This is a genomic window from Telluria sp. ZT3P26 (assembly GCF_059686035.1).
Map to the genome: position 1 here is coordinate 112,391 of NZ_JCASII010000008.1, position 11,888 is coordinate 124,278.

8 protein-coding genes are annotated in these 11,888 nt (G+C 64.0%); 4 read left to right on the forward strand and 4 right to left on the reverse strand.

The window, feature by feature from the left end:
* Nucleotides 1-403: 403 nt before the first annotated feature.
* Nucleotides 404-1,426, forward strand: a complete 1,023-nt coding sequence (locus tag AC56LN_RS21900; RefSeq protein ID WP_499574691.1) for a porin — start codon at nucleotides 404-406, stop codon at nucleotides 1,424-1,426.
* Nucleotides 1,427-1,793: 367 nt separating this feature from the next.
* On the opposite strand, the gene AC56LN_RS21905 is transcribed toward AC56LN_RS21900, so the two are convergent.
* The 3 genes from AC56LN_RS21905 to AC56LN_RS21915 all read right to left on the reverse strand — a co-directional run bounded on the left by AC56LN_RS21905 (nucleotide 1,794) and on the right by AC56LN_RS21915 (nucleotide 6,008).
* Nucleotides 1,794-3,515, reverse strand: a complete 1,722-nt coding sequence (locus AC56LN_RS21905) for a methyl-accepting chemotaxis protein (RefSeq protein WP_499574692.1) — start codon at nucleotides 3,513-3,515, stop codon at nucleotides 1,794-1,796.
* Nucleotides 3,516-3,540: 25 nt separating this feature from the next.
* Nucleotides 3,541-4,011 (reverse strand): chemotaxis protein CheW, encoded by a 471-nt coding sequence (locus tag AC56LN_RS21910; RefSeq protein ID WP_499574693.1) that lies wholly within the window; start codon nucleotides 4,009-4,011, stop codon nucleotides 3,541-3,543.
* Between the two features lie 248 nt (nucleotides 4,012-4,259).
* A complete protein-coding gene (locus tag AC56LN_RS21915) occupies nucleotides 4,260-6,008 on the reverse strand; it encodes a methyl-accepting chemotaxis protein (protein ID WP_499574694.1) in 1,749 nt (582 codons plus the stop codon).
* A gap of 155 nt (nucleotides 6,009-6,163) precedes the next feature.
* On the opposite strand from AC56LN_RS21915, the gene AC56LN_RS21920 reads away from it, so the two are divergent.
* Both AC56LN_RS21920 and AC56LN_RS21925 read left to right on the forward strand, forming a co-directional pair.
* Entirely contained in the window at nucleotides 6,164-6,805 is a 642-nt protein-coding gene (locus AC56LN_RS21920; RefSeq protein WP_499574695.1) for a GNAT family N-acetyltransferase, read from the forward strand.
* 105 nt (nucleotides 6,806-6,910) lie between these two features.
* Nucleotides 6,911-9,478 carry a hybrid sensor histidine kinase/response regulator gene (locus AC56LN_RS21925; protein WP_499574696.1) on the forward strand — a complete coding sequence of 856 codons (2,568 nt, stop codon included), beginning with the start codon at nucleotides 6,911-6,913 and terminating at the stop codon, nucleotides 9,476-9,478.
* A gap of 16 nt (nucleotides 9,479-9,494) precedes the next feature.
* On the opposite strand, the gene AC56LN_RS21930 is transcribed toward AC56LN_RS21925, so the two are convergent.
* The gene (locus tag AC56LN_RS21930) at nucleotides 9,495-11,132 is read right to left on the reverse strand and encodes a M28 family peptidase (RefSeq protein ID WP_499574697.1); all 1,638 of its coding nucleotides are present in this window, start codon (nucleotides 11,130-11,132) and stop codon (nucleotides 9,495-9,497) included.
* A 137-nt stretch (nucleotides 11,133-11,269) separates the two neighbouring features.
* On the opposite strand from AC56LN_RS21930, the gene AC56LN_RS21935 reads away from it, so the two are divergent.
* Complete coding sequence (locus AC56LN_RS21935; RefSeq protein ID WP_499574698.1) at nucleotides 11,270-11,677, forward strand: putative quinol monooxygenase; 408 nt, start codon at nucleotides 11,270-11,272, stop codon at nucleotides 11,675-11,677.
* Nucleotides 11,678-11,888: the final 211 nt, after the last annotated feature.

Consider the following 11,888-nt stretch of genomic DNA (forward strand, 5'->3'; position numbering starts at 1 on the left):
GCACTATTGCGGTGCAAGAAAATCGATGGCATCACGGTGTACTACGGCCACGACCACTGGCCAGTTATGTGGCCACAGCCGCTGCGTGGTGGGCGAGCGATGTCATGCGTGCACCGTTATTGCGCATTGCAACAGCTGTCAAGGCCGAAAATGTGGCGTCGCTGCAACGTCTGTGGTTGATTTACAGCAATATTTTGAACCCCTTGCGAGGTCGATTCTCGTCCCCGGAAAGGCCGCTGGAATCCAGGGTTCTCCTATGAGAATCACGGAGAATCGGGTTTCCGCTGGTGTCAATTCCGGTCACTTTCGTGACAATTCCGCTTGGGCGAACCCGGTGACAGATGTCCGTCGGGCATGTCATGATTACTAGGCTATTTCACAAACAAACACTGGAGATTCATCCATGAAGCACAAAATTCTTGCCATCGCCCTCGTGTCGGCACTGCCACTCGTCGCCCAAGCCCAAACCAGCGTCACCATGTACGGTATGGTCGATGCGTCGATCGGCGTTGAAAACAACGATGCGCCTGGCGAGAGCAGCCGCACCGTCGTGTCGTCGGGTACCCAATCGGCCAGCCGCATCGGCTTCCGCGGTACCGAAGACCTGGGCAATGGTCTGAAGGCACTGTTCAACATCGAAGCCGCTGTTGCCGTCGATACCGGCGCAACCGATTCGAACATGTTCCAGCGCCGCGCTGTCGTGGGCCTGCAAGGCGCCTTCGGTACCGTGACCGTCGGTCGTGAATATGGCCCGATCGCTGCTGTTGCCGGCGCATCGGACACCTTGGGCCAGGGCTTCTACGGTTCGAACCTGGCTGCCTTCGGCACCAACCGCCTGACCCGTCGCCTGTCGAACTCGGTCAACTACCAGAGCAACGCTCTGAGCGGCTTCACCCTGCGCGCAGCCTACGGCGCCGGTGAGCGCAGCATCGATCCATCGGGCGACGTGACCGGCGTCTCGCTGGAATACGCAAACGCTGGCCTGTACCTGGGTGCTGGTTACCAGAACGTCGAGCGCCTGGCGACCGGCGACGACAAAGAGTACAACGCAGGTATCGGCTACAAGTTCGGCGACTTCGAAGTGCGCGCTGGCTACATGGCTGCTGATCCTGAAACCGGCATCCTGCCAAGCGCCAAGTACGAGCAGAAGAACGCCGGCGTGTCGTATGGCTTCGGCGCCAACCGCGTCTTCCTGAACTACCAGCAGCAAGAGCTGGCTACTGGCGCAGAAGGCAAGGCAGTCACCGTTGCCTACACCTACACCCTGTCGAAGCGCACCAACGTGTACGCATCGTACGCAAAACTGCGTAACAACAACAACGGCGTGTTCTCGCTGAGCTCGCCAGCTGGCTCGCTGGCCCTGCCAGCAACCGCGTTCGGCGCAGACCCACAGGTCTACAACGTCGGCGTGCGTCACTCGTTCTAAGCGACGCTGTTTCGTATCGGCGCATGTCGCCTGATACGCGACGGACATGAAAAACGGCAGACCGCAGGGTCTGCCGTTTTTTTACGTCTGCAGTTTGCCGGTTGGCGCTGTCAGCGTTAAATAGGGGATGCGTCGGGTGTCCGGACAGCGTACCGGTTTCACGGCGATACGGGGCGTACGGCGTCATGGAATGACGGGATCACGGCGGCACGGCGGCGCGGGGGCACGGGGGCATGCCAGCGCCCTCATCCATCGCTGACGATGACAGCGCCTGCAGCAGGCAAGCCACGCAACAAAAAAACGGCAAGCCCTGCGGCTTGCCGTTGTTGTCATCGCCCGTCATCCGGGCATGCAGGTCATAACCAGCTTAGAACGTTTCCCACTCGTCCGCAGCGACAGGCATCTTGGCCTGCGTCCGCGTCGGGGTTGGCGCCGGGGCCGGCCTGGCGTGGGAGATAGCAACCTTCTTCCCTGCCGGCGCCGGTGCCGGCGTTGCACGCACGACACCGACATCCGCCGGCGCCGCATCGGCCATCTGCCCGGCATCGATCCGGAACACGGCCACGGCTGCCGCCAGCATCGCCGCCTGGTCCTGCATCGACGCCGACGCCGCCGCCGCTTCTTCGACCAGCGCCGCGTTCTGCTGCGTGCCCTCGTCCATCTGCGCCACTGCCTGGTTGATCTGCTCGATGCCTGCGGTCTGCTCGACGCTGGCCGCGCTGATCTCGGTCATGATGTCGGTCACGCGCCGGACGCTCTCGACGATCTCCTGCATCGTGGCGCCCGCCTGCGCCACCAGCTTGCTGCCGTCGGCAACCTTGCTGCTCGAATCGCCGATCAGGGTCTTGATTTCCTTGGCCGCCGCTGCCGAACGCTGCGCCAGATTGCGCACTTCGCTGGCCACGACCGCAAAGCCACGGCCCTGCTCGCCGGCACGGGCCGCTTCCACCGCCGCGTTGAGCGCGAGGATATTGGTCTGGAAAGCGATGCCGTCGATAACGCCGATAATGTCGCTGATCTTGCTCGACGATGCGTTGATCTGGTCCATCGTGTCGACCACCTGATGAATCACTTCACCACCACGCGCCGCCACGTTCGACGCAGTCTCGGCCAGCTTGTTGGCCTGGCGTGCATTGTCGGCGTTCTGCTTGACCGTCGAGGTCAGCTCTTCCATCGACGACGCCGTCTCTTCCAGCGCGCCGGCCTGCTGCTCGGTGCGGCCCGACAGATCCTGGCTGCCGGCGGCCACCTGGCTGGCGGCAACCGCGATGGTATCGGTGCCGATCCGCACCGCGCCCACGGTGCGCGCCAGGTTTTCATTCATGGTCTTGAGCGCTTGCAGCAGGCGGCCGGTCTCGTCGTGCGAGGTGACGTCGATGCGGCTGGTCAGGTCGCCAGCGGCAACGGTATTGGCCACTTCGAGTGCGCGGCGCACCGGCACCGTGATCGAACGCGTGATCAAGGTAGCCACCAGGGCGGCGAATGCCAGCGCCAGGCCGCCAAGGGCCCAGGTTTGCCACATCGTGCTGTCGTAGGTTGCTGCGGCGCTCGCTGCGGCTTTCGCGGCCAGGTCTTTTTGCAGGGCCAGCTCGGCGCCGGTGGCTTCTTTCAGCCTGGCCAGACGCGGACGCAATTCGTTGGTCAGGTAGGTTTTGGCCGGTTCCTCCTGGCCCGCATTGATCAGCGCCAGCAATTCGGTAACGCCGGTCAGGTAGCTGGTGCTTGCGCCCTGCATGGTGCGCAGGATGGCCAGCTCCTCGGGATGACCCGCCAGCACCGGCTCGATCTCGGCCAGCGTCGCTGTGATCGTCGTACGCGCCTTGCCGATCGCGTCGACCTGCTTCTGGCGGTCGATCGGCTCCGCGTTGAGCATCATGTTGCGCAGCGCAATGGCGATGACGTTGATCTGGCCTTCCAGGCGGTTGCTCATGTCGATCGCCGGGATACGGTGCTCGACCAGGTCCTTGGTGCCATTATTCACGCGCAGCAGCGACGCATTGCTCATGATGATCATCGCAACGAGCATGACGCCGACGATGCCGAAGCCGAGGGACAGGCGTGACGCAATATTCAGATTGCTGAGTTTCATGGGGTTCTTCTTTCTGCGGAGGTAATCAAGCAGCCAGCGGCAGCGACGGCACGAGGCCGACTTCGTCGGATTGCATCAGGGCGTCGATATCGAGCAGGATCAGCATGCGCTCGCCGACCGTGCCGAGGCCACGCAGGTAGCCGGCATCGAGCGAGCCCATGGCCGGTGCCGGCCGGATCTGGTCCGCTTCGAGGGTGACCACTTCGGAAACGCTGTCGACCACCATGCCAATCACGTGCTGCCCGATGTTCAGGATGATCACGACCGTCAGGCTGTCATACGAAGGGTCGGCAAAGCCGAACTTGATGCGCATGTCGACCACCGGCACGATCCGCCCCCGCAGATTGATGACGCCCTTGAGAAAATCAGGCGCATTGGCCAGGCGCGTCGGCGCCTCGTAGCCGCGAATTTCCTGCACATTGAGGATGCTGATGCCATACTCTTCTTTACCAAGGCGGAAAGAGAGTACTTCGTGATCGTTGACTGCGTGTTCCATGAGATTGCCTTCCAAAGCCGTTAAATCGCGTTATGTTTCTTTTCGGCAAGCAGCGTAAGTTCTAATGCGAACCATAACGATGCATGCACGCTAACGAAACGGCAAAGGAAGCAGCATTGCAATGAATACTGGACGATGCGCACGCTTTTATCGGCACATGTGTTGGTTGACGGCAAACAAAAAACGGCAAGCCGCAGCTTGCCGTTGTCGATGTCGATGCCCCTCAGGCGGCCGGACTCAGACCGGACTCAGAATTCTTCCCAATCCCCGGTCGAAACCGGTGCTGCGGCAGACGTCGCTTCTGGCTTGGCTTGCGCCCTGGGTGATGCGATTGCCTTGCGTGGCGCAGGCGCCGGTTTCACGGCCGGGGCAAGTGCCGGAACCGGCAGGGTTGGCGCGACCGGCGCAGGCACAGTCGCTTCCGCGGCCGCAGAAGCACCTTGCAGCTGCTCCCCATCGATCTGGAATACCGCCACCGCCTGCGCCAGCCGGGCCGCCTGTTCGCGCATCGAGGTCGCCGCCGCCGTCGCTTCTTCGACCAGCGCCGCGTTCTGCTGCGTGCCCTCGTCCATCTGCGTGACGGCCTGGTTGATCTGTTCGATGCCGGCGGTCTGCTCCTGGCTGGCCGCGCTGATCCCGGTCATGATGTCGGTCACGCTGCGCACACTGTCGACGATCTCGCGCATCGTCTGGCCAGCCTGTGCCACCAGCTTGCCACCCTCGGCGACCTTGCCGCTCGAATCCTGGATCAGGCCCTTGATCTCGCGCGCCGCCGCCGCCGAGCGCTGCGCCAGGTTGCGCACCTCGCCCGCCACGACGGCAAAGCCCCTGCCCTGCTCGCCCGCGCGCGCCGCTTCGACCGCCGCGTTCAAAGCAAGGATATTGGTCTGGAACGCGATGCCGTCGATGACGCCGATGATGTCGTTGATCTTGTTCGACGACGCGTTGATGCCTTCCATGGTGCCCACCACCTGCGCGATCACGTCGCCGCCGCGCGATGCAACGGTCGAGGCCAGGCCCGCCATTACATTGGCCTGGCGCGCATTGTCCGCGTTCTGGCGTACGGTCGCTGTCAGCTCTTCCATCGACGACGCCGCTTCTTCCAGCGCTGCGGCCTGCTGCTCGGTACGGATCGACAGGTCGTGGCTGCCCGCTGCCACTTCGGCCGCGGCCACCGCAATCGTGTCGGTCCCCACGCGCACGGTGCCGACGGTGCGCGCCAGGTTCTCGTTCATGGTCTTGAGGGCTTGCAGCAACTGGCCCGTTTCGTCCTGCGTGGTGACGTCGATGCGGCTGGTCAGGTTGCCGGCGGCGACCGTGTTGGCCACGTCCAGCGCCCGCGCCAGCGGCCGCGTGATCGAGCGCGTGATGGCCCACGCCGCAAGTACCGACAGCAGCAGCGCGACGCCGCCCAGGCCCCACATCATCAGGGTGGTATTGCGGTAGGTGGTGGCGGCATCGCGCGCGGCGTCGTTCGCGATCCCGACCTGCAGCGCGGTCTGCTCGGCCGTTGCCCGTTTCAGGCGCATCAGCAGCGGGCCCAGGTCTTCGCCGAGCAGCGCGCGCGCCTCGTCGACTTCCTCGGCCTCGAGGTGCTTGATCATGGCGTCCTGGCCGGCCTTGTAGAGCGCGGTTTCCTTTTCCATCTGGGCGAGCAGTTCGAGCGCTTTCGGATGATGCAGCGAGGCCCGCAGCTTGACCAGGATGTTATCCATGGCGGCGCGCGCGGCCATGATGTCCTTGACCTGACGCCGGTGATCGGACCCGCTCTCGCTGAGGATCATGTTGCGCAGCGAGATGGCGATATCGTTGATCCGGTCCTGCATCTGGGTGGTCAGCGCGATGCGCGGCATGCGCCCGTTGACGATCTCGTCGGTGCCGGCATTGGTGCGGGCCAGCATCGCGTTGCTCAGCACGATCATCACGACCAGCATGATGCAGATCAGGCCAAAGCCCAGTGACAGTCGTTTTCCGATGCCCAGGTTTGCCAGTGTCATCGCGTATCGCTTGTTGTTTGATCCTGTCATGGTCTTCCTTGTACAGCGCCGTGCGCTTGAAATAGTTACCCTAGAAGAACATTACAAGCGACTTTTAGTCGTGTCGATAGATCGTTGTCAATACTGGAAAATAAAGCTTGGTTTAGGTCGAATCTATGGCGCGCTCACAACAAGTCACCAGCGCTTTCCCTGACGGCAAGGCCCCGGTGGCACACAATATGCTTGAAATAAACGGACATCCGTCCACCATCCGTTTTGGGAGTTTTATGATCATCCGCAGACTCGATCCACGTACGATCGCCCAATCCATGCCGTACCTCGGCACGCTGCTGCTCGATGCCGTCGCCGATGGCCATTCGCTGGGATTCGTCAACGGCCTTGACCAGGATCAACTCGACGCATACTGGCAAGGCGTCGCAGAAGAAGTGGGCCTGGGACAGCGCGTACTATTGGCAGCGGAACGTGATGGCGTGCTGGTAGGCAGTATCCAACTAGCATTAAGTACGAAGCCAAACGGCCACAACCGCGCAGAAGTACAACAGTTGCTCGTACACTGCACCGTACGGCGCAGCGGCATCGGGATGGCGCTGATGCAGGCCCTGGAAATCGAAGCGCTGGCCTTGCGCCGCGGCTTGTTGTTTCTTGACACCGCGGTGGGTTCCGGCGCCGAGCGACTGGTGCAGCGAAGTGGCTATGAGCGGGTGGGCGAGTTGCCCGAGTACGCCTGTACGCCCAATGGCCGCTGGCACGGGACGGCAATTTACTACAAGACCCTGTTCACGCGTAACCGGCACTGACCGGCACCTCCCGCCGCCAGCCGTCATGAAGGAACGCGTGCGCCACCGGTTTGTGGCGTAGAATTTGCCGGATTGAACGTTCTGGAAAGCAATGTGACTGGCATCGTGTCCACCCTCCCCCGCAGACCGCTGCGGGCGTATCTGCTCTGGCTCGTTCTGGTGACGTTGCTGCCGGGGGTCGTCGGCGCGTCGCTGCTGTTCGTCCATCAATACCAGAAAAGCCGCGCCCAGTTCGAGCGCAATACCATGCAGACCGTGCGCGCGCTCGTGCACACGGTCGACAGCAAGCTGCTGCAGGCGCAGGCCGTCGCCCAGACCTTGTCGACGCTCGACGCCCTCCAGGAACGGGATTTTCCGCGCGTGCACCGCCAGGCGCGCGCAGCGCTGCAACTGGCCGGCGACGGCATGACTGCCGTACTGCGCGAGCGCAGCGGCCAGCAGATCCTCAACACCGCCGTGGCCTACGGCGAACGGCTGCCCGTCGAAGCCTCCGACTCGCTGGAGCAGGTGTTCGCCAGCGGCCGGCCGGCCATCTCGCGGGTGTTCGTCAGCAAGGTCGTCGGCCAGCCCATCGTCAGCGTCGACGTGCCCGTGTTGATCGATGGCGGCGTGGCCTACGTGCTGAGCATCGGCATCCGGCCCGACTACTTCGATGACATGCTCACGCCCAAATCGGTATCGGACGGCGCGCGTGCGTCGGTCCTCGACGCCGGCGGCACGATCTTCGCGCGCAACCTGAGTCCCGAGCGCTTCGTCGGCAACCGCGTCACCGATCCGCTGTTCCATGCCATCGAGCGCAAGCGCGAAGGCGTCGTGCGCTCCGTATCGCAGGAAGGCACCGCCCTGCTCACCTTTTATTCGGGCTCCGAAACCACCGGCTGGCACGTGGCCATCGGCATGCCACGCGCGAACCTGAACCAGGTCCTGTTCGAGCCACTTGCCGCACTGTTGACCGGGGTGCTGCTGCTGTTTGCCATCGGCCTGTGGCTGGCCTGGCAGATCGGCGGACGCCTCGCGCGTTCGGTCCAGGCCCTGACCGAACCGGCAGTCGCGCTGGGCAAAGGCGAGCCGCCGCCCCGCTTCACGCAGGTACACGTCAAGGAAGCGGCCGAAGTGGCCGAGGCCATCGGCGCCGCCTCGAACCTGCTCGGTGAACGTGCCCAGGCCCTGGCCATCAAGGAAGCCGAACTGCGCGACGCGCACCGCATGGCGCGCTTCGGCACCTGGCACATGCCCCTGCCGGGCGGCGCCCTGATCACGTCCGAGTCGGTGCCGCACATCTACGGGCGCGAACTGCCGCCGTTCGACGAACAGCGCGGTACGGTGCTGCCCGAAGAATCGTGGCAGCGCGCCCATGCCCTGATCCGCGAGCTGCAACGCACCGGTGGCAGCGGCAGGCTGCAACTGCAGGTGCTGCATGCACACGGCCACCGGATCTGGATCGACCTGCATTGCGAAGCCGTGCAGGACGGCGACGGGAACGTGGCGGCGCTGCGCGGCACGATCCAGGACGTGACCGACCGCGTCAACGCCGAAGAAGCGCTGCGCCAGGCCGACCAGCGCAAGAACGAATTTCTGGCGATGCTCGCGCACGAACTGCGCAATCCGCTGGCGCCGATCGCGTCCGGCGCGCAGCTGCTGGGCCATGACACGCTCGACCCGGCGCGCACACGCCAGATCAGTGGCATCATCGCGCGTCAGGCGCGCCACATGGCGGGCCTGGTGGACGATCTGCTGGACGTCTCGCGTGTAACGCGCGGCCTGGTGACGCTGTCGAAAACCCGCATCGATGTCAACGACGTGCTGACCGAAGCGCTGGAACAGGTCCAGGAGCCGCTGCGCCAGAAGGGCCACACGCTGACATCGTCGCTGCTGACGGCGCCGGCCTGGGTGATGGGTGATCGCAAGCGCCTGGTGCAGGTGGTGGGCAACCTGCTGCATAACGCGGTCAAGTTCACGCCCGCCGGCGGCAAGCTGCGGGTCGCACTCGAACTGGACCCGTCGCGGCTACGCATCGTGGTGGCCGATAACGGCATCGGCATGCTGCCGGAAGAACTGGACCGCGCGTTCGAGATGTTCGTGCAGGGCGAGCGCACGCCGGACCGCACGCAGGGCGGCCTTGGCATCGGACTCGCGCTGGTGCGCAGCCTGGTGCAGCTGCACGGCGGCAGCGTGCGGGTGGAGAGCCCCGGTCAGGGCCTGGGCAGTACTTTCATCGTGACGCTGCCGCGCAGCGCGGATCAACGGGCAGGCAGCAGCGACGACAGTGCGCCTGCAGCCAACCTGACGCACCAGCTGAAGGTGCTGGTGGTGGACGACAATATCGATGCGGCGCAGGTGCTGGCGATGTACGTCAGCGCGGCCGGGCATGAGGTGGCCGTCGAACACGATCCGTACGATGCCTTGACGCGCGCCGCGCAGTTCGTGCCCGACGCCTGCCTGCTCGACATCGGCCTGCCCGGCATGGATGGCCATGAACTGGCGCGCCGCCTGCGCGCGGCCCCGGCGACGACGCACGCGCTGCTGGTGGCCGTCACCGGCTATGGCCAGTCACAGGACCGCGATGCCAGCAGCCAGGCGGGATTCGACCACCATCTGGTCAAGCCGGTCGATATGACGGACCTGGATCGCATCCTCACGGCGGCGGCCAGTGGCGCCGCCGCTGCCGTCTGAGTACCGGCGATGACACCTATTTGCGCTTGACGCTGCCGAACGCTTCGCCCTTCTTCCAGGTCGGCATGCCAGGTGCGTTCGCGACCGCGTAACCCAGGTTGAGCGTGAACTGGGCCTGCTGCACCATGCCCGACAGATCCCACTCCGGGCGGTACGCATCGGTGACCTGGTGGTAGTGGTCCTTGAAACCCTTGATGTTGGTGCTGGATGCGTTCTGGTGCTGCTCGAACTCGAAGTGGCCATCGCCCGAGAACACGGCCGAACCGACGTTAAACGCCGGCACGCCCGCCTTGGCGAACGCGAAGTGGTCGGCGCGGAAGTAAGCGCCCGACATGTCCGGCGAGCTTGGCGCGATCTTCAGGCCCATCGATTTGGCCACCTGGGTCGAGGTCTCGAGCAGGCTGCTGCGCTCCGCGCCGGCGACACCGATATCGCGCGTGCGGCCGACGAAGTTCAGGCTGTCGAGATTGAGGTCGGCAGCCGTCTGCGCCAGCGGCCAGACCGGGTTGGCGACATACGCGGCCGCGCCCAGCAAGCCCTGCTCTTCGGCGGCGGGCCACAGGAAGATCTGGGTCCGCCTGGCCGGCTTCTTGACCGCTTCGGCCGCCATCACCAGCAGCGCTGCGGTGCCCGATGCGTTATCGATCGCGCCGTTGTAGATGCGGTCGGCCTTCGGATCGTCGCCGGCCTTCAGTTCGGCCATGCCCATGTGGTCCCAGTGCGACGAGTAGACGACCGCCTGCTCTTTCAGTTTGGCGTCGGTGCCGGGCACGATGCCGATCACGTTGAACTGCTCGACTGGCCGGATCGCCGAGCGCAGTTCAACGTGGCCCGCGACCTTCAGGTCGACCGGACGAAAATCACGGCGCTCGGCCTGCGCGCGCAGCTTGTCGAGATCATGGCCGCCGGCGGCGAACAGCTCGCGCGCCGTGTCTTCGTGCAGCCAGCCTTCCATCGGATTGCCGGGGCCCTTGAGGCCGAAGCGCTCGTTGCCGAAGCCATTGGCCGGCACGCTCCACGGATACGAGCTCGATGGCGTCGTGTGAATCAGCAGGACACCAGCGGCGCCGCGGCGCGCGGCTTCCTCGAATTTGTAGATCCAGCGGCCATACCAGGTGTAGGCCTTGCCGGCAAAGCGGTTGGGCTCTTCGGCGGTGGGCTGGGGATCGTCGACCATCATGACGAGGATCTTGCCCTTGGCGTCGAGGCCCTTGTAATCGTCCCACTTTTCTTCGGGCGCTGCGGCGCCATAGCCGACGAAGACAAGGGGCGCATCGAACGACAGGTTCTCGTTGCCGCTCTTGGTGCCCATGACGATACCTTTGCCGAGTTCCGGCTTGAAGGTCTTGCCGCCGGCAGTGAAGGTGGCGCTGCCGCTCAGGAGCTTGCTGCCCTCGATCTCGACCTTCTGGCGGTAGCCGCCGCCGGGGATGGGCTTGAGGCCAATCAGCGCGGCCTGGGTTTCCAGATAGCGCACGGCCAGATCGCCGCCGCGCTGGCCGGTGCCGCGGCCTTCGAGCAGGTCGTCGGCCAGGAACGACAGGTGGGCGCGCAGCGCGGTCTCGGACACGGCGGCCGGCTGCTGCGCATGCGCAGCCTGGGAGACGGAGAAAATGCAGGCGCTGACGGCCAGGGCAAGAGGATGAAGTCGCATCGAGGCTTTCGTGACAGGATGATGGAAAAGCCATCTTAACCCGTCCCGCATCGAATACGCCAAGACGCGTCGTCGTGCTTGGCGGCGCCGGGGGGCACGCCTATACTTCTCCAAAACAATTCCACGCGAGGCCAGGCATGACCGTATCCCGCCGCACGCTGCTGGCAACACTGGCCGCCCTGCCGTTACCGGAAGCCCTTGCCGCCCCGCTCCCCGCCACCACCACAATGAAAGCGACACCGAGCATGTACGGTCTGATCGGAAAAATGCGCGCCACCCCGGGCCAACGCGACGCCCTCATCGCCATCCTGCTGGAAGGCACCACCGCCATGCCAGGCTGCCTGGCCTACATCATCGCCAAAGACAAGCAGGACGCCGACGCCATCTGGATCACAGAAACGTGGGACAGCCAAGACAACCACAAAGCCTCACTGACCCTCGCGTCAGTCCAAGCCGCCATCAAACAAGCCCGCCCACTGATCGCCGGCTTCGGCGAACGTTTCGAAACCGAACCCATCGGCGGCCAAGGCCTCCCCAACAAGTAGGGTCAGAGTAGATTTATTGGGCAATTACCCATAGTTGTCAAACAATTCGACTCTGACCATAATTTATTCTTGCAGAAACTCTTGCAAATTAATTAGGGTCAGAGTGAGATGCACCGGGATGGTGGACAGATTGAATCAGGTACACCTGAGAATTTTTTCCACCTGGTCGGGTGTTCGATAGCCGAGGGTTTGGTGGAGGCGCTGTTGATTG

Bases quoted from the DNA above. Each gene is read 5' to 3' on its own strand.
- AC56LN_RS21930 (WP_499574697.1), bottom strand. From the start codon at position 11,132: ATGCGACTTCATCCTCTTGCCCTGGCCGTCAGCGCCTGCATTTTCTCC.
- AC56LN_RS21920 (WP_499574695.1), top strand. From the start codon at position 6,164: ATGGCGCGCTCACAACAAGTCACCAGCGCTTTCCCTGACGGCAAGGCC.
- AC56LN_RS21905 (WP_499574692.1), bottom strand. From the start codon at position 3,515: ATGAAACTCAGCAATCTGAATATTGCGTCACGCCTGTCCCTCGGCTTC.
- AC56LN_RS21910 (WP_499574693.1), bottom strand. From the start codon at position 4,011: ATGGAACACGCAGTCAACGATCACGAAGTACTCTCTTTCCGCCTTGGT.
- AC56LN_RS21935 (WP_499574698.1), top strand. From the start codon at position 11,270: ATGACCGTATCCCGCCGCACGCTGCTGGCAACACTGGCCGCCCTGCCG.
- AC56LN_RS21900 (WP_499574691.1), top strand. From the start codon at position 404: ATGAAGCACAAAATTCTTGCCATCGCCCTCGTGTCGGCACTGCCACTC.
- AC56LN_RS21915 (WP_499574694.1), bottom strand. From the start codon at position 6,008: ATGACACTGGCAAACCTGGGCATCGGAAAACGACTGTCACTGGGCTTT.